Below are 18,432 nucleotides of genomic sequence, written 5' to 3' on the forward strand. Positions count from 1 at the left end.
ATCGCCAAGGGCGCCGGCTCCGGACTCTCCAAGATCGGTGACATCACCAAGGGCCTCAAGGGCATCTCCAACATCGAGATCCCCAAACTCCCGGATGGATCGGTGCAGTTGCCCGACGGGCGACTCCTGGAACCGAACGGCAACCTGGTCGCCCCGAACGGCGTGGTCGAGACGACTCCGATCCCGCACGAAACGGTCCCGGGCACCTCGGGCCTGCCGAAGTCCTGGCAGCTCCAGCAGCCTGTCCCGGCGGGCGTGCACGCGGGGCACGGCATCCCCGACATGCCGTCGTACCCGCCCGGCGGCGGCTTCGACAACGTGTCGTACGGCCCCGGGAGCCACGTCCCGGGCGGCAATCACGTTCCCGGCGGCGGATTCGACAACGCCTCGTACGGCCCGGGGAACCACGTCCCGGGCGGCGTCACCAGCCACGTCCCCACCGACCACTTCCCCACCGCCCCCGGGCACAACCTCCCGCCGAACGGGTTCCACACCCCCGGCCACGATCTGCCCGGCACCCCGCACACGCCGGACACCCCGCACGCCCCGTCCCACGACGGCCCCGGCGCGCACGGACACGACGGCCCCTCCGGCGGAGGCCCGCACAACGACGGACCGCACAACGGCGGGCACGACAACGGGCCCGGCGGGCACGCGGACGACGCGGCCGGCCACACCGACGACGCGGCGCACACCGGCCACCCCGACCCGCACGGCACCCCCGACGACCTCGTCCACGGCGCCGACGACGCCACCAGCCCGCCCGGCGCCCACAACGGCCCGGACGGCGCGGCGCACGGCGGCGCGGGCGACGACTTCACGTACCGGCCGCATATGTCGGCCGACGACTTCGACGACCTCAGTACGGCCGAGAAGCACCGCGTGGCCGCAGCGGAACTCGCGGACGGCACACTCCCGTTCGCGGACGATGTCGCGGCGATGAGGTACGGCCAGGACTACTGGAACGACTACGTGGACAATCTGGACCCGTCCGCGAAGCAGGCGCTCTGGGACTACACCGGTGAGACGTTCCCCTCGTACCACGACATGAACGGATACCTGCGGGGCACCGCCGGGTACGGCCCGCGCCCCGAGGTACTCCACAACATCGCCGAAATGGACCGGGTCATGTCGACCCGCCCGGTGCCCGACGACATCATGATCGTCCGGGGTACCGGTCTGGGCCACCTCAAACTCGACTCCCCGTACGACATGCTGGGCCAGACGTACCCGGACAAGGGCTACACCTCTACGTCCCTCGGCAATCATCCGGTGGACAGCTTCGCGGGCAAGGAGGCGATCCTCCACCTGCGGGTACCGAAGGGGACGCCCGCGCTGTGGCTGGAGAAGGTGTCCAAGTTCGACGCGTCGGAGCGGGAACTGCTCCTGGCCCGCGGTTCCGAGTTCAAGGTGACCCGCGTCTTTATGGAAAATGGTCAGGTCCAGGTCTACGGCGAGGTCATGCCGCCTAACAAGGGAGTGGCGCACTGATGAGTGGCGAACAGCGGCCCAATCCGCGGCTGAACGAGGATCTGTTGTTCAACCAGGCCCCCGGGGGTCCGCCGCGCTACGGCTCACGGTCCGACAAGCCCGTCCAGTACCTGACGGTGGCGGACCGGTCGGGCGGGATCATCGGCTACGTGTGGGCGAACGACGCGGACGACGCCGCCGGCTGGCTGGTTCGCGCGGCGGGCGGCGACGAGGCCTTCAACAAGGGCGGCCGGTGGGCCCGGAAGCTCCACGACGCGAAGGCCCGGGGGCTGGCTCCGACCGCTGCCCTGGCAGAGATGATCGAGCAGTCGGACCCGACGAAGAGCAGCCATGTCGTGCCCGGTTCCTTGGCCGAGGCGCCCAACGCCGACGCGGTGCGGAGCCTCGCCGAAGCGAGCTGACCATGTCCTACGCACCCGGAAGGCCGCGCTACCGCAGTACGACCGACGGTCCCGTCCGGTACCTCACCGTCGTCGACGACGAGGGCGAGGTCATGGGCTACCCCTGGGGTGCCGACGCGGACGATGCCGCCGGCTGGCTGCTGCGGCCCGCCGGGGACGCGGCCGGGGACCGGGCGGGGCTCGCCTGGGCCTCGTGGTTCGCGGATGCCAAGGCGCGCGGGCTGGCGCCCTCGGCGGCGCTCGCCGGGGCGGCGGGCGGGCCCGCGCCGGGGGAGATCGGCCGGATCGTGCCCGGTCTCCCGGGCGCGGCCCCGTCCCTGGAGGCGCTCAAGGGGCTGACCCGTGCCGTCACCGCGGGCGACGACCGGCGGCTGCTGGCCGGGCTCGACCGGGAGAACGCCGACGCGTGGCGGGAGCTGGCGGCGGCGCACGCCGGGCTCACGGACGGGGACCGCGAGGTGCGGTGGTCCGGGAGCGGCCGGCAGCCGGACGGCACCCTGCGGATCGGCCACCCGGTCCACGGCACAGCTCTGCTGCGGCTGGTCCGCGCGCTGTCCGGGGTCGGCGCCGTGACCCCCGCCTATCTGTGGATGCGCAATCCGCCGCCGGCCGTACCCGCCGGGGGACGGCTCGCTCCGGCCGACGCGGTACGGGCGGCCACGGCCGTGGTGCGCGGGGAGCGGTTCGCCGACGGGACGATCGCGCAGGCGGCGGCGAGCGGTCTGCTCGATGCCGTGGCCGAGTCGTTGTGCGCCTGGTACGAAGCGGTGACGGGCAGCCCGCAGGCTCCTTCCTGACGTGCGCGGAAGGCCGTTCGCGAGGGGTGCCCACGGCTCGGCCCCGGCTGTACCGCCCCTCGCGCATGCTCTATGTTTCAGGAGTCAATCAGGGGGATTCCCGTAGTGTGCCGCCGACCGGAGGACCGGGGCCGGCACCGCGTACGACCGAAGCGACGCACGACCGAGGCGACGCACGACCGAGGCAACGGACGACGAGACGAATGGCACGGGATTACGACAGCCAACTCCTGGAGTCGGTGGCGGTACGCCGGCGCAGGATGCGTGACGCGCTGCTGTTCGGCGCGCAGCGGGCCCGGCGTACCGCCGACGAGCGGCTGGGAAAGGTGTTCGCAGGGATCGCCATCGCCGCCGTGCTGTGCGCGGGGTGTGTGGGATGGTCCTTCGTCCAGAACATGCTGGAGAAGCAGAAGGCCGAACAGCAGAAGCAGCAGCGTCAGGAACAGCAGTACCAGCAGCCGGCGAAAACGGCGCAACCGGATAAGACCGGGGAATCGACGAAGAATCCCCAATAGGTCGGCAACTCTCCAGAATTCCATGAGGATTTCCCCGTGATCGGGGATCGAAAGGCGCCGGTGGCATCGGCACACGGCGCCCGACTCCTCACAACGTCGCGATGATAGGTTCCCGTAAAGTGGTGAGCACAGCAACGACTTCCCGAGCGCAGCTCAGCCGGGTGACTCTGGTCGGTGAGCGGCGCCGGGCCGATATCGTCCTGCCGTCCGACACCCCGATCGGGCAACTGCTGCCGGACATCCTCCAATTGCTGGACGACCGGGCCGCCGCGCGTCCGATGACCCGGCAGTTGATCACCTCGGACGGCTCCGCGCTCCCGCACGACTCCACGCTGTCCTCGGTGGGCATCGCGGACGGTGCGGTGCTCCGGCTGGTGCGAGCCCACTCCGCTCCCCCGGCGCCGGTCGTGCACGACGTCACCGATCTGGTCGCCGACGACCTCGATCTGCAGACCTGGCGCTGGCGTCCCTCCGCGCGGCGGACGAGCGCGGGTGTGGGGTCGGTGGCCTTCGCGGTGGTCGCCGCGCTGCTCGCCCGGCGCGAGTTCGCCCTGGACGCGCTGACCGGCGTGCTCGCCGTCGTCACGCTCCTCCTGATGGCGGCCGGTGCGCTCATCGCGAAGATCGGGCAGGGCAACCGGGGGCTGGCGACCGCGCTGCTGCTGGGCTCCGGCAGCGTCGGGGTGCTCGCCGCCTGGACCGCCGCGGACGCGTACGACTGGCCGGGGACCGCGCGGCTGGCCGCCGTGGCCGCCGCGCTGGTCCTGACGCTGGTGCTGCTCGGCTACTTCTCCCCGTTGGGCCGGGGCGGGCTCATCGGGGCCGCCGCCATCACCGCGATCACGCTGGTGTGGGAGGCGGTCGCCGCCGTCCAGGACGACCTGGCCCGGCTCGGTGCCGTGATGGCCGTCTTCTCCGTCGTCCTGCTGGGGCTGCTGCCCCGGCTGGCGCTGGCGGCGTCCGGGCTCACCGCGCTCGACGACCGCCGCTCCGCCGGTACTTCCGTCAGCCGCCACCAGGTGGGCAACGCGCTGGCCGCCACCCACCGGGGTCTCGCCCTGGCGACGGTGGTCACCGCGGTCTCCGCGGCGGCCGGTGGCTGGCTGCTCACCCTGGCGGACAAGCCGTCCGTGTGGACCGTGGCGCTGCCCTCGCTGGTGGCGCTGGTGCTGCTCTCCCGGGCTCGGGCCTTCCCGCTGGTCGCCGAGGTCGTGGCGCTCTTCGCCGCCGCGGCCGTCCTGACCGTGCGTCTGGTGGTGCTGTGGACGGAGCACGCCGGGGGTGCCGGGCCGCTCGCCCTGCTGGTGGTGGCCTCGGTGCTGCCGTTGCTCGTCCTGGCGGTGCAGCCGCCCGAGCATGTGCAGGTCCGGCTGCGACGGATGGCCGACCTGGTCGAATCCATCGGGGTGGTGGGGCTCTTCCCGCTGGCCGTCGGTGTGTTCGGCGTGTACGGACAGCTGCTCAACAAGTTCTGAGTCGACGCGCAGGTGCTCCGGGCGGGGCAGCGGGGCGCAAGAGAAGGGCCGACATGCCGAACGAAGAAAACTGGCAGGGCGATGTGCTGCGCGCCATGAGGAACGGCGCCGCCCAGGAGAACGCGCGGGGCCCCGAGGCCCAGGGGTACGCGGCTCCCGAGCAGGACCAGGGGTACGCCGCCCCCGCGCAGGGACAGCAGCAGCCCCATGCCGCGCCCGCGCAGCAGCAGGCGTACGGCGTGCCGCAGCAGCAGGCCGAGTACGCGGCCCAGCAGGAGCAGTACGCGCAGTACGCCGCGCAGCAGGAGCAGTACGCCCAGTACGCGGCGCAGCAGGAGCAGTACCAGCAGCACCCCGGGTACCAGGAGCAGCACGTGGTGGCCGCCCCGGTCGTCGCTCAGCCCCCGCACCAGCAGCCCCAGGCACAGCCCCAGCCCCACCAGCCGCAGCCGCAGCCGCAGCCGCACCAGCAGCCGCCCGCCGAGTACACCCCCTCCACCCGTGCGCCGCACCGCGCCCCCGACTCCCGGCCCGTGGTGGACCGGGGGCTGGCCGGGGTCGGGCGGAAGGCGCGGCGCGGGGAGCCGTTCGCCGCGCGGGCCGCGCGGGCGCTGCGGGTGAGCGTGTCCTCCTCGGCGGCGCGCGAGGTGGCCCGGACCACCGCCACCGCCGAGACGCTCCAGCAGCCGGTGACCACCGGCCGGCAGATCGCCGTGACGTCCATCCGGGGCGGCGCGGGCAAGACGACGGTGGCCGCGCTGCTGGGCGCCACGTACGCGCACTACCGGCAGGACCCGGTGCTCCTCGTCGAGGCCGATCCGGCGCTCGGCTCACTGCCGCTGCGGCTGGGCGCCGAGTCGCTCCGGTGGACCACCGGCGACCTGGCGGGGATCATCGAGCCGCAGATGTCGCTGCTGGACATCACCGGCTATCTGGTGCAGCTCCCGGGCAACGCCTGGCTGCTGCCCGGCAGTCAGGGCCAGATCGGCGCGATGCTGGACAGCCGGGCGTACGAGCGGGTGATGGTGTCGCTGCGCCGCTACTTCGGCGTCACGGTCGTCGACTGCGAGACGCTGCCCGCCGAGGTCGCCCGGGTCGCGCTCTCCGCCGCGCAGGCCCGGGTGCTGACCGCCCCCGCCACGCTGGAGGGCATCACCAGCACGTACGCGGTCCTGACGTGGATGCAGTCGCTGCCCCGGCAGGTGATCGCCGGGACGGTCGTGGTGCTCAGCGAGCTGGTGCCGCACTCCGGGCTCGACCTCGACCAGGCCGCCCAGAAGCTGACGGCCACCGGTGCGAGCGTCCAGATCCTGCCGTACGACCGGCATCTGGCGGCCGGCGGGGAGATCCGCACCGAGCTGCTGGCGCACGCGACGCGGGAGGCGGCCACCCGGCTCGCCGCCGACGTGTTCCGGCTGTCGCAGCAGTACCACTGACCGCCTGGCCGCCGGCCGGCCCGATCCCACCGATGCCCCGCCCGACCCCGAGTGACGGACGACGATGAGTACCCGACTGATCCACCGCCCGGCCCGGACCACCCGGCCGCCGGCCGCCTCCGAGGCGCGCACCATCGAGGCGCCGCCGAACCTGCCCGAGGGCAAGTCGGGCAACATCGCCATGTCGCTGTTGCCCGTCGCCGGGGTGATGTCCTCCGTCGTGATGATGACGGTGGTGCGCAACAGCCAGTTCGCCGGGCTCGGGGCGATCATCCTCGTCGTCACCGTGATCGGCTCCCTCACGCTGGTCTTCTCGCAGCGCGGCAAGGCGCAGCGCACCCGCCGCACCCAGCGCGAGGCGTATCTGGCGTACCTGGAGGACCTGCGCGAGAAGCTGTCCGTCGAGGAGCGCGAGCGGGCCGAGCGGGCCGCCGTCCTCAACCCGCCGCCGCACGCCCTGTACGACATAGTCCGCGACCCGGCCCGGCTCTGGGAGCGGCGCCGGACGGACGGCGACTTCCTGCGGGTGCGGGTCGGCACGGGCGAGATGCCGGTCCGTGACCTGACCGTCGCCCAGCAGGGTTCGTCGGTCCTGTCGCCGCCCGACACCTTCATGCTCAACGAGGCGTCCGCGCTGATGGACCGGTTCCGTACCGGGACCGAGCTCCCGCTGACCGTCCCGCTGGACCGGGTCGGCAACATCAGCGTCATCGGGCCACGCGAGGACGGGCTGCGCGTCGCGCGCGCCCTGCTCGTGCAGACCGCCGCCACGCACGCCCCGGACGACGTGGCGATGGCGCTCGCGGTGCCGGGCGACCGGTTGGCGGAGTGGGAGTGGGCCAAGTGGATGCCGCATCTGCTGGACCCGGACCAGTTCGACGGACCGGTCGCCGCCCGGCGGATCGCCCCGTCGGCGCCGCAGCTGGCCCGTCAGATCGGTGCGGAGCTGCGCCGCCGGGCCTCGTACGCGGCGGAGGTGCGGCGCGGGCTGTCCGGCAAGGACGCGCTGGCCATGACCTCCCGGCTGCTCGTCGTGACCGACGGGCACGGCGAGGACGCGGTGGAGCTGCCGCGGCCGGACGACGCGGTCGGGCTGCGCGAGATGGGCGTCACCGTGCTGCACCTGCTGGAGCACCGGGTCCAGGAGCCGGGGCACGTCAGCGTCCGGATCACCGTGGACGGCGACGCGGTCGTCATCGAGGACCTGCGCGAGCAGGAGCCGATCAGCGCGCACGGCACGGTGGACGAGGTGTCCATCCCGTTCGCCGAGGGGTTCGCCCGGATGCTGGCGCCGATGCGGCTGTCCGCCGAGTCGATGGTGGACGCGCCGCTGTCCGGTCCGGTCGACTTCGCGGATCTGCTCGGCATCGACGACGTGGCGCAGCTCGACCTGTCGTACCTGTGGGCGCCGCGCGGCGAACGGGCCTTCCTGCGGGTGCCGATCGGTATCAGCGACTCCCACCAGCCGGTGCTGCTGGACCTGAAGGAGTCCTCCGAGCTGGGCATGGGCCCGCACGGGCTCTGCGTCGGGGCCACCGGTTCCGGCAAGTCGGAGCTGCTGCGCACCCTGGTCCTGGCGCTGGTGGCCACCCATCCGCCGGAGGACCTGGCGCTGGTCCTGGTCGACTACAAGGGCGGTGCGACCTTCGCCCCGTTCGCCGAACTGCCGCACGTGGCCGGGGTGATCACCAACCTGGAGAACCAGGCGGGGCTGGTCGAGCGGGTGCACGCCTCGCTCGCCGGTGAGGTCAAGCGCCGCCAGCAGGTGCTGAAGGACGCGGGGAACGTCGCGGACATCGGCCACTACGCGGCGCTGCGCGCGGAGCGGCGGCCCGATCTGGACCCGCTGCCGCACCTCTTCGTGGTGATCGACGAGTTCGGTGAACTCCTCACCGCCAAGCCGGACTTCATCGACCTGTTCCTCTCCATCGGCCGGATCGGCCGCTCCATCGGGGTGCATCTGCTGCTGTCCAGCCAGCGCATCGAGGGCGGCAAGCTCAAGGGCCTGGACACCTATCTGTCGTACCGGCTCGGGCTGCGGACGTTCTCCGCCGACGAGTCGCGGACGGTCCTGGACACCACGGACGCCTTCCATCTGCCGCCGCTGCCCGGTTTCGGCTATCTGAAGGTCGACACCAGCCACTACGAGCGGTTCAAGGCGAGCTACGTCTCCGGCGCGTACCGGGGCCCGGTCCAGCGCGACCAGGAGGAGGACACCGGTCCGCTCGCCCTGGAGTACGAGGCGTTCAACACCCTCGCCGAGCCGGAGCGCGCGGAGGAGGAGCCGAAGGTGCGGCGCCGGGAGACCGGGCCGACCGAGATGGGTGTCGTCGTCGACCAGCTGCGCGAGGCGGCCGGTCCGGTGCGCCGGATCTGGCTTCCGCCGCTGCCGCAGGCCGTCGCCCTGGACCGGGTGGCGGGGCCACTGGACGTGGGGCCGCGCGGGATGCAGCTGGCGAAGCGGCGCGGCCCGCTCCAGGTGCCGCTCGGGCTGCTCGACGACCCGACCCGGCAGTGGCAGGGCGAGTGGTACCTGGACCTCACGGTGGCGGGCGGCCACGCCGCGGTCATCGGCGGTCCGCAGTCCGGCAAGACGACGCTGCTGCGCACCCTGGCGCTCTCCCTGGCGCTGACCCACACCCCGCAGGAGGTCGGTGTCTACGGGCTCGACCTGGTCGGCGGCGGGCTCCAGGCGGTCTCCGGGCTGCCGCACGTCGGCGGGGTCGCGGGCCGCGCGGACCGGGAACGGGCCGGGCGCACCGTCGAGGAGGTGCGCGGGATGCTCGCGGTCCGCGAGGACCTCTTCCGCGAGCACGGCATCGACTCGGTGGAGCAGCTGCGTTCGCTGCACGCGGCGGGCCGGCTGCCGCAGCTGGCGTCCGCCGAGATCGTGCTGGTCATCGACGGTTTCGGGGCGCTGCGCGACGACTTCGACGAGCTGGACGACGCCGTCGTGGACATCCTCAAGCGCGGGGGCGGCTACGGCATCCACGTGGTGGCGGGCATGCTCCGCTGGAACGACGTGCGCATCGCCACCCAGTCGAACTTCGGCACCCGGGTGGAGCTGCGGCTGAACGACCCGAGCGAGTCGAGCATCGACCGGAAGCTGGCGCAGACCCTGTCGCCGGACGAGCCGGGCCGCATCCTCACCGACGGCAAGCTCTTCGCCCAGGTCGCGCTGCCGCGTACGGACGGGCTGGGGGACGCGTCGGACCTGGGCTCGGTGCTGGAGCACACCGCCCGTACCGTCCGGGCCACCTGGAGCGGCGAGGTCGCCCAGCCGGTGCGGGTCCTGCCGCACCTGCTGGAGCCGCGGCTGCTGCCCGGCCCGGTCGCCGAGCCCAAGCGGGTGCCGATCGGCCTGGACCAGACGGCGCTGGCGCCCGCGCTGCTCGACCTGTTCCACCACGACCAGCACCTGCTGATCCTCGGCGACAGCGAGTGCGGCAAGACGAACCTGCTGAAGACCGTGGCGCAGGGGCTGATCGAGCGGTACGGCGAGGAGGAGCTGGTCTTCGCCGTCATGGACCCGCGGCGCGGGCTGCGCGGCGCGATCCCGGAGGAGTTCCGCGGCGGGTACGCGTACAACCCGAAGATGTGCGCCGGGCTGTCCGCCGGGATCGCGACCGAGCTGGAGAAGCGGCTGCCGGACGAGCGGACGGACACCGAGGACCTGGAGCCCGGCAGCTGGGGCAGCGGTCCGCGGATCGTGATCCTGGTCGACGACTACGACGTGCTGACCACGGCCGGACAGTCGCCGCTGGAGCCGTTCCTGCCGTACATCCCCTCCGCCGTCGACATCGGGCTGCACTTCGTGCTGACCCGGCGGGTCGCGGGTGCCTCGCGCGGCATGTACGACCCGCTGGTGCTGGGGCTGCGCGAGTCGGGGGCGTCGGCGCTCCTGATGGCGGGCGACCGCAGCGAGGGCCAGCTCTTCCCCGGCGTGTACGCGTCCCAGCAGCCGCCGGGGCGCGGGGTGTTCATCCGCAGGGGCCAGCCCCACCGCCTGATCCAGACCGTGTACACCGCGGAGTAACGCACCGGGGGCGGCCCGCATCCCGGGCCGCCCCACCGCGCTTCCGCACCCCGGACGAAGAAGGAACGGCCGACCACATGACCAAGGACGTCATCGCCCTCACCTCGCGCATGCCCGATCCGCTGACGGTGCTCGCCGCACTGCTGGCGGGCGGCCCGGACAAGCTGGTGGGGACGGCCGGCGAGGAGGCCGTCGTACAGCTCTGCGACGACCAGGGCCGGCCGCTGGTCTCGATCGAGGCGCCGCTGCTGGTGCAGGTGGCGGGCGAGGCGGAGCGGCTGCTCGGGGCGACCGCGCCGCCGGTCCCGTTCTGGTGGACGGAGGCGCGGGCGACGACGGGCGTCGCGGAGGCCGAGGCGCTCGCGGGCACCTTCGCGGCCCGGGTGGCGCTGCTGGCCGAGGGGTCCGCCTGGCCGCCGGAGGCCGCCCGTTCCGTCGCGGTGGTGAAGACCGACCAGGTGAGCGTGGCGCCCACGCCTGCCGCCGCGCAGCCCGCCGTCGACGTGCTCACCGACAAGGTGGCCGTCATCATCCAGGACCGCCCGGTGATCGCCATGACGGCCTGGCTGTCGGACGCGTTCCGGGCCGCCGCCAACGCGGAGCTGGGCCTCCAGATCGTCACCTCGCCCGGCACCACCCTCTCCCCCGCGGTCCGCAACAGCCTGAGCGGCTGGCCCTCCCGCTGGGTGGTGCAGGATGAGAAGGACGGCTACTACGACGGCCTGTCCGGCGCCGTACTGCGTTGGCAGAACGGGCTGTTCGCCACGGTGGAGTCGCCCGACGCCACCCCCGACGACCCGCGCACGCCGGTGGCCGACGCCTACCGGCGGATCGTGGACGGCGGCGAGCGGCAGCTGGCGATCTCGTACCGCACGGTCCACCCGGCCGACGACCGGCTGGTGCTGGGCGGGGCCCTGGAGACGGTGTGGCAGGAGCTGACGGGGCAGCCGCCGGCCGGGTGGGGCACCTCCGAACCTGCCAACCTGCCGTGGTCGCTGCGCAGGTTGACCGATGTCGCCTTCGACCGGGCGCCCGAGCCGACCTGGTTCGTGGTGGTCGGCTCCCCGGACCGGCCGGGGCTGGCCACGGTGCGGATCAGCCGGACGAAGGCGGGCGTGGAGGAGGACGTCACTCTCGCGTTCGGCTACGGGCGGGACGAGGAGCCCCCGGTGGAGGCGTTGGAGAAGGTGGCGGAGGCGCTGGTGACCCGCCATCACCTCCAGTCGATGCTGGTCCAGCTCCGCCGGGCCCGCCGGGACCTGGCGGTGCCGCCGCACTTCGAGGGGCCGGGGGTGCCGCTGGCCTTCGTGCTCGGCGCGGAGGAGGTCCGCGAGATGCCGGGCGACCGCGCCCGGCGCACCCCGCTGGCGCAGCCGCCGGTGCAGCTCGGCCCGAAGTCCCGTCCGGCGCTCTACTATCCGTTCCCGGGCGACCCCTCCGACCTGTCGGGCTGGCAGGAGTTCGAGCGGCTGATGCGGCATCTGAAGGGCGCGTGAAGCGGGGCGGCGCGGCCTGAGTGCGCGCAGCGCCCCGGGGGCCCCGCCTCCGAACGGCCCCGTCCCGGACCCATCGGACGGGGCCGTCGCCGTGTCCGTACGCGCGACCCACGCCCGCGGACGCGGACGTACCGTCGCAGACCGGGAACGCGACAAGGGCTCAATAGCTGATCAAAAGATGGGCACTTGTTCCCGACGATCAAGCACTTTCGGTCACAAATGCCTTCCCTATGACCGGTACAGGGGGTTGACTGGGTGTGACGCATGGTGATGTCGCCGCCCCGCACCGAGGGCGGACACCACCACGGGCCCCTGGGCCCGGCCCCGACGCCCCCGGCTTCCGGCGAAGGAGAGTGAGCAGGAAGTGTCCGTCCCGTCCCGCACGACGCATCTGGCCCCGCGCCTGCGCCCGCGCCCGGTGGACGCGAACCGCCCGACCCGGGGGACTCACCCGATCGGCGCAATCGAATCCGGCCGGATACCCATGCGCCCGCGCATCCGAACCGTTTTGACGAGGGGTATCAATGAGCCAGATCGCGCTGCCGGATTTTCATATGCCGTTCCCGAGCGCCGGCTGCAATCCAGGGATCGCACGGACCAGGGAGGCCGTGTGGGAATGGGCGGACTCCCATGATCTCTCCCTCTCCCCCGCGGCCCGGAAGAAGATGATCCGGACCAGGCCCGAGCTCTGGATCTCCCTGATCTTCCCCACCGCCTCGCAGCACCATCTCGACCTCTTCTGCCAGTGGCTCTTCTGGGCGTTCCTCGTCGACGACGAGTTCGACGACGGGCCCGCCGGGCGGGATCCGCGCCTGTGCGAGCCGGCGATCGACCGGCTGGTGGCCGTCCTCGACGGCGAGGAGCCGCGCGGCGCCATGGAGCGGTCCCTGGCCGAGCTGCGGAGCCGGACGTTCCGGGACCGGCCGGCGCACTGGATCCGGCAGTTCCGCCGGGACACCGTCTCCTGGCTGTGGACCTATTACGCGGAGGCCGTGGACCGGGCCACCGGGCATGTCCCCGGCCGCGCCGAATACATCACGCACCGCCGGGAGTCGGTGGCCATGCAGCCCTTCCTCGACCTCCACGAGATCACCGCCGGGATCGACCTGCCCGAGTCGGCCCGGAGCCTCCCCTCGTACATCGCGCTGCGCCACGCCGTCACCGACCACTCCGGGCTCTGCAACGACATCTGCTCCTTCGAGAAGGAGGCGCTGCTCGGCTACGGGCACAACGCGGTGGCCCTCATTCAGCGCGAGCGCGGCTGCTCGCTCCAGGAGGCCGTCGACGAGGCGGGCGCCGAACTCGCCCGGATCGCCCGACGGGTGCGCAGCGCGGAGCGGGAGCTGTTAGAGGAGATCGGGGCGGCCGGCATCGAGGGACAGACCCGGACCGCGCTGGAGCGGTGCGCGCGGGACTACCGGGGGCTGGTCCGCGGGGACTTCGACTACCACGCGCGGGCGGAGCGCTACACCCGCCCCGATCTCGTCGAGATCGACGACCGCGACTCCCTGTCGGAGCACTTCGCGGCCTGATCCGCCGCCCCTTCCCCGGTCCCTCGGCCCGAAAGCGGGTACATATCGGTCATCGGCCCCGATGAGGCGCCGCAGAACCGAAGAGGCGCGAAGGCGCAGGCCCCCGGCGCCTCGGAGCCGAGGAAGGGCTGGCCGCATGGACGCCGTACCCGCCGCGATATCCGCCCCGCCGTCCGGGGCACCGCCCCTGGCCGCCACCGCCCACGGGAGGGTGCGCGGCGTCTGGGAACAGGGGGTCGCCGTCTTCCGCGGCATCCCGTACGCCGCCCCGCCGGTCGGCCCCCTGCGGTTCGGGGCGCCCGCGCCGCCCGAGCCGTGGGAGGGGGTGCGGGAGGCCGTGGCGTTCGGGCCGACCGCACCCAAACGGCCCTACGCCCCGCCGCTGGACCGGCTGCTGCCGGACCCCGGGGTGCCGGGCGACGGCTGCCTCAACCTCAATGTGTGGACGCCGTCCCCGGGCCCCGACCGGCTGCCGGTGATCGTCTGGATCCACGGCGGGGCGCTGCTGCACGGCTCCTCCGCCGTGGAGCTGTACGACGGGACGGCGTTCGCCCGGGACGGGGTGGTGCTGGTCTCGGTCAACTACCGGCTCGGTGTCGAGGGTTTCGGGGTGTTCCCGGACGCGCCCGCCAACCGGGGGCTGCTCGACCAGATCGCCGCGCTGAGCTGGGTGCGGGAGAACATCGCGGGGTTCGGCGGCGATCCCGGCCTGGTGACGGTGTGCGGGGAGTCGGCGGGGGCGGTCAGCATCGGCGCGCTGCTGGCGGCGCCGGGGGCCGGGGGGCTGTTCCGGCGGGCGGTCCTGCAGAGCGGTGCGCCGGGTGCGCTGCCGCCGGGCCGGGCGGCCCGCCGCACCACGGAGCTCATCGCCCGGCGGCTCGGGGTGGCGGCGACGGCCGGGGCGCTGGCCGGGGTCCCTCCGCGCGCGCTGTTGGACGCGCAGACCGCGGTCACCGCGGGCGGCTCCCCGCTGACCGGCGGCCATTCCTTCCATCTGGTGGTGGACGGCGAACTGCTGCCCCGCGATCCGCTGGCGGCGCTGCTGGACGGCGCCTCGGCCGGGGTCGACCTGCTGATGGGGTCGACCACCGAGGAGTACCGGCTCTGGTTCGTCCCCAGCGGGCTGACCGAGCGGATCTCCGCGCTCGGGCTCGGGCTGGCCCGCCGGAGGTTCCGGGTGCCGGGCGCCACCGTGCGCACGTACCGGGCGAACCGGCCGGGGGCCACCCCGGGCGAGCTGCTCGGCGCGCTCGCCACCGACCTGCTGCTGCGGGTCCCGCTGAACCGGCTGGCCGACGCCCGGGCCGGGGCGGCGGGGACCACCCGGCTCTACGAGTTCGGCTGGCCGTCGCCGGTGCTGGGGCTCGGGGCCTGTCACGCGCTGGAGATCGCCTTCGTCTTCGACACCCTGGACCGGCCGGACGCGGTGGCTCTGGCCGGGGCCGACGCGCCCCGGGAGCTGGCCGCCGCGATGCACGCCGCGTGGGTGGCGTTCGCCCGCACCGGCGACCCCGGCTGGCCCGCCTGGGACGCCTCGCGACCGGTGATGGCCTTCGGCCCCGGCGAACCGCGCCTGGTCCGGGCCCCGCGCGACGACGAGCTGCGCGGCTGGCCCCCGTACCGCCGCTCCCGCACGGGTTAGGGTCGAGGGACGATCGAGAGCGGGGGGGTACGGGTGGACGGCGCGCTGGCGCGGATTCTGGCGGACGCGGCACAGGGGCGGTTCCCGCCGGCGGACGGCGGGACGACGGTGGTGCGGCAGCCCGGCACCCGGGACGCGGGCGTGCTGGCGTTCACCGCGCATTCGGTGGTCTTCCTCGACGAGGACCCCGGCTGGGTGCGCTCCGTGCTGGCCGGCACCCCCGGCGACCCGCTCGCCGCGACGATGAACCCGCACTTCCTGGGCGCCCTGCTGGCCCGTACCGGCCGTCACATGAACACCATCGACCTGCTGACGGTCGCCGGTGCGCTGCCCGGGGAGCCGGAGATCGCGCTGCGGGAGATCGAGGACCCGGAGCACCCGAGGGTGGCTCGGGCGCTGGAGTACCGCGACGGCGTACGGGTCTGGGCGGCCGACGGCGGGGTGGTGGTCCTCGGCCGGGGCGTCGCGGGCCGCTGGGAGACCGCCGTCGAGGTGGACGAGGAGGCGCGCGGCCGGGGGCTGGGCGTACGGCTGGCACGGGCGGCCCGGCATCTGGTGCCGGACGCGGTGGTGTGGGCCCAGCAGTCGCCCGGGAACGCCCGCAGTGTGCGGACGTTCCAGGCGGCGGGGTACCGGCCGGTGGGCTCGGAGGCCCTGCTGGTCGCACGGTGAGCGGCCGGCCGGGCCCCGGGCCGCTCCGTCAGCGGAAGACCCCGGTGTGGCCGAGCGAGTACCGGCCGGGCTGCGGGTAGACGGCCAGTCCGTGCGGGCCGCTGCCGACCGGGATGCGGGCGAGCTGTTTGCCGGTGGCGGTGTCGATCGCGTACACCTCGGCGTTGTAACGGCCGCTCAGCCAGAGGACCTTGCCGTCGGCCGACACCCCGCCCATGTCGGGGCTGCCGCCGCCGGGCAGGTGCCACTTCTTCACCAGCTTGCGACCGGCGAAGTCGAAGACGGAGACGGAGCCCTCGCCCCGGTTGGAGATGTACATCTCCTTGGAGTCGCGGCTGACGTAGAGGCCGTGGGCGCCCTTGCCGGTGGGCAGCAGCTTCGGGGTGGTGAACTTCTTCCCGTCCAGTACCCAGACCCCGTCGGCCATCATGTCCGCGATGTAGAAGGTGCTGCCGTCCGGCGACAGTTTGACGTCCTGCGGCATCGCCCCCTTGAGCGGGAGTTTCTGCTGGGCGACGACCTTCTGGGCGGCGGTGTCGACCTTGAGGAGTTCGCCGGAGAACTCGCAGGAGACGATGAAGTAGCGGCCGTCGGTGGTGAAGTCGGCGTGGTTGACGCCCTCGCAGTCGACCGGGACGGCCTTGACCGTCTTCATGGTGTGGGCGTCGCGGAAGACCAGTTGCCTGTCCATCGAGGCCATCACCACGGCGTACTTGCCGTCCGGGGTGAAGTAGAGGTTGTACGGGTCGGAGACCGGTACGGTTCGGCCGGTCTTCCCGGTGGCCGGGTCGATGGCCGTGAGGCTGTCCCCGAGGTCGTTGTTGACCCAGAGGGTCTTCAGGTCCCAGGACGGCACGACGTGCTGCGGCTGCCGGCCGACCTTGATCGTCCGAATGACCTTGTACGTGGCGGGGTCGATCACGGTCACGGTGTCGGAGTTGGTGTTGGGGACGTAGATCCGGGCCGGGAAGTCCTTGACCACCGGGGAGAGTTCGCCCCGGTCGGCCGAGTAGACGTCCTTGGTGTCGAGCACCGGGGGCATCCCGGGGAGCCCGGGCGGAACGGCCGACCGGTCGTGGGCGGACCCGGTGGGCGGATCGGCGGCCTCGCTGCCGACGGCCTGGACGTTGCTCGGGCCGCCGGAGGCGGTGCAGCCGGTGAGTACGGCCAGCAGCACGCCCCCGAGCAGGGCCGCGGTGCGCTTGGTGGTGGGAGGCATCAGGTCAGCAACTCCGTGGTCGTCACCGCACGCAGTCCGCGGCGGTCGATTTCGGTGAGGAGGAGGGGCAGCGCGGCGACCGTGTCCGCGTAGCCGAAATGCAGGCTCACCACCGATCCGTTGCGGATCTCCCCGGTCACCTTGCGGGTGACGGACGCGGCGCCGGGGGAGGTGAAGTCGAGGGAGTCCACGTCGTACGAGAGGACGTGCGGGTAGCCCGCCCGGGCGGCGAGCCGCTGGACGAGCGGGGTGGCGTCCCGGGCCCGCGAGGGCCGGAACCAGGTGCCGATGGAGCCGGTGAGCCGGCGCAGCCGCCGGGCGCAGTCGTCGATCTCGGCGTACGCCCCGGCCTCGTCCCTCGTGGAGATGTCGATGTGGTGCTGGGTGTGGTTGCCGAGTTCGTGGCCGCCGTCGAGGATCCGCCGGGCCAGCCCGGGGTGTTCGTCGAGCCAGGTACCGACGGCGAGGACGGTGATCCGGGCGTGGGCGCGTTCGGCCTCGGTGAGCAGGGCGCGGGCGATGGCCGGGTCGCCCTGGCCGTGGAAGGTGAGGGCGACCCGGGGGCGGTCGCGCGGGCCGTGGTCGATCTGGACCGGCAGGCCGGGGAAGCGGCGCGGTCCGGGCGCGGGGTGCGGGGACGGGGAGCGGGCGGCCCCGGCGGGGTTCTCCGGGCTCGCCGGGTCCGGCCGGGGGACGGCCGGGCGGGCGGCGGTGTCATGGTCCGCGCATCCGGCGGCGAGGGCACCGGCGAGGGCGGCCCCCGCTCCCGCGCGCAGCGCGCTGCGGCGGGGCACCGGAGTGTCGGAGGCGTTCATGTTCAGCCACGCTAGGCGCGGAACGGGAAGAAGATAACATTATGGGCATATGGGTGAAGCAGAGGAATCATTCACTCAACCCCATAGATATTCATGATTTTGCAGGTAAGTGACCCATGCCACCTACGATTCTTCCGGCGAATGTCCTTCTATGTCCACCAATGGGCTATTTGCACTTTTGGTGGAGAGGTCGCCCGTCTGCCATAGTCGGTACCACGACCGCATGACCCGAGCCCGGTCGTCACCAGCGGCCGTGAACACACCCCCCATTTCACGGTCCCCACACAGCAGCCCCCGCAGCGCCGCACCACGGCGGATCCCGGGGGCTGCGGTGCGTCCGGGGGCGGGTCGCCGGAACCGGGAGGACGCCCCGGCCGGGTCAGCGGTCGGAGATCCGCATCTCGAACCAGGTGGTCTTGCCGCGCGGCAGCAGATCCACGCCCCAGCGGTCGGAGAGCTTGTCGACGAGGAAGAGCCCCCGCCCGCTCACATCCATCTCCTGGACCGGCATCAGACAGGGCAGCCCGCGCGAGGGGTCGCGCACCTCGATCCGGACCCAGCCCCGGCGGCGCATCATCCGCAGCCCGAAGACCCGGGCGCCGGTGTGCCGTACCGCGTTGCCGACCAGCTCGGAGACGAGCAGCACGGCGTACTCGGCGATCTGCGGGGAGAGTGCCCACTGCCGCAGCACGACGCAGGAGGTGAGCCGCCGGGCGGTCGCCGCGGACTCCGGCCGGGACGGCAGCCGGACCTCGCCCTCCGCCGGGTTCCCGAACAACTCCAGCGCCTTGAAAGCCTGTTCGTCCTCGAATACCGGCTTACAGCGCGCCGCTGTCGCACCACTGTGCGGTCGCGGCCGATCCACACCCTCCAGGCCCGCCATGAGCACCATCATGGCCGCAAGA

The 18,432-nt window shown here is 73.2% G+C and carries 14 protein-coding genes; 11 read left to right on the forward strand and 3 right to left on the reverse strand.

What is annotated here, in order from left to right:
• The 11 genes from ACF08W_RS26505 to ACF08W_RS26555 form a co-directional block, all read left to right on the forward strand.
• A partial coding sequence (locus ACF08W_RS26505) for an ADP-ribosyltransferase (protein ID WP_392280739.1) occupies window positions 1–1,491 on the forward strand: 1,491 nt, incomplete at its 5' end.
• Complete coding sequence (locus ACF08W_RS26510; protein WP_352277338.1) at window positions 1,491–1,892, forward strand: hypothetical protein; 402 nt, start codon at window positions 1,491–1,493, stop codon at window positions 1,890–1,892. The genes ACF08W_RS26505 and ACF08W_RS26510, both read left to right, overlap by 1 nt.
• A gap of 2 nt (window positions 1,893–1,894) precedes the next feature.
• Complete coding sequence (locus ACF08W_RS26515) at window positions 1,895–2,689, forward strand: DUF6508 domain-containing protein (protein WP_385215334.1); 795 nt, start codon at window positions 1,895–1,897, stop codon at window positions 2,687–2,689.
• Window positions 2,690–2,892: 203 nt separating this feature from the next.
• A complete protein-coding gene (locus ACF08W_RS26520; RefSeq protein ID WP_124716277.1) occupies window positions 2,893–3,204 on the forward strand; it encodes a hypothetical protein in 312 nt (103 codons plus the stop codon).
• Between the two features lie 101 nt (window positions 3,205–3,305).
• On the forward strand, window positions 3,306–4,679 hold the full coding sequence (gene eccD, locus ACF08W_RS26525; protein ID WP_392280740.1) for a type VII secretion integral membrane protein EccD: 1,374 nt from the start codon (window positions 3,306–3,308) through the stop codon (window positions 4,677–4,679).
• Window positions 4,680–4,732: 53 nt separating this feature from the next.
• A complete protein-coding gene (locus ACF08W_RS26530) occupies window positions 4,733–6,115 on the forward strand; it encodes a MinD/ParA family protein (protein ID WP_392280741.1) in 1,383 nt (460 codons plus the stop codon).
• Window positions 6,116–6,179: 64 nt separating this feature from the next.
• The gene (eccCa, locus tag ACF08W_RS26535; protein WP_352277331.1) at window positions 6,180–10,151 is read left to right on the forward strand and encodes a type VII secretion protein EccCa; all 3,972 of its coding nucleotides are present in this window, start codon (window positions 6,180–6,182) and stop codon (window positions 10,149–10,151) included.
• Window positions 10,152–10,228: 77 nt separating this feature from the next.
• Window positions 10,229–11,647 carry a DUF6177 family protein gene (locus ACF08W_RS26540; RefSeq protein ID WP_352277330.1) on the forward strand — a complete coding sequence of 473 codons (1,419 nt, stop codon included), beginning with the start codon at window positions 10,229–10,231 and terminating at the stop codon, window positions 11,645–11,647.
• A gap of 524 nt (window positions 11,648–12,171) precedes the next feature.
• The gene (locus ACF08W_RS26545) at window positions 12,172–13,179 is read left to right on the forward strand and encodes a terpene synthase family protein (RefSeq protein ID WP_392280742.1); all 1,008 of its coding nucleotides are present in this window, start codon (window positions 12,172–12,174) and stop codon (window positions 13,177–13,179) included.
• 136 nt (window positions 13,180–13,315) lie between these two features.
• Window positions 13,316–14,821, forward strand: coding sequence for a carboxylesterase/lipase family protein (locus ACF08W_RS26550; protein WP_392280743.1), 1,506 nt, complete (start codon window positions 13,316–13,318; stop codon window positions 14,819–14,821).
• Window positions 14,822–14,854: 33 nt separating this feature from the next.
• A complete protein-coding gene (locus ACF08W_RS26555) occupies window positions 14,855–15,493 on the forward strand; it encodes a GNAT family N-acetyltransferase (RefSeq protein WP_392280744.1) in 639 nt (212 codons plus the stop codon).
• Window positions 15,494–15,521: 28 nt separating this feature from the next.
• On the opposite strand, the gene ACF08W_RS26560 is transcribed toward ACF08W_RS26555, so the two are convergent.
• The 3 genes from ACF08W_RS26560 to ACF08W_RS26570 all read right to left on the reverse strand — a co-directional run bounded on the left by ACF08W_RS26560 (window position 15,522) and on the right by ACF08W_RS26570 (window position 18,422).
• Entirely contained in the window at window positions 15,522–16,712 is a 1,191-nt protein-coding gene (locus ACF08W_RS26560; protein WP_385215318.1) for a hypothetical protein, read from the reverse strand.
• Complete coding sequence (locus ACF08W_RS26565; RefSeq protein ID WP_392280745.1) at window positions 16,712–17,527, reverse strand: polysaccharide deacetylase family protein; 816 nt, start codon at window positions 17,525–17,527, stop codon at window positions 16,712–16,714. Before ACF08W_RS26565 ends, ACF08W_RS26560 begins: the two co-directional genes overlap by 1 nt.
• A gap of 379 nt (window positions 17,528–17,906) precedes the next feature.
• Complete coding sequence (locus ACF08W_RS26570; RefSeq protein ID WP_352277322.1) at window positions 17,907–18,422, reverse strand: ATP-binding protein; 516 nt, start codon at window positions 18,420–18,422, stop codon at window positions 17,907–17,909.
• Between the last annotated feature and the right edge of the window lie 10 nt (window positions 18,423–18,432).

Origin of the sequence: Streptomyces sp. NPDC015144, assembly GCF_043079735.1 — a bacterium.
Lineage (GTDB): Bacteria > Actinomycetota > Actinomycetes > Streptomycetales > Streptomycetaceae > Streptomyces.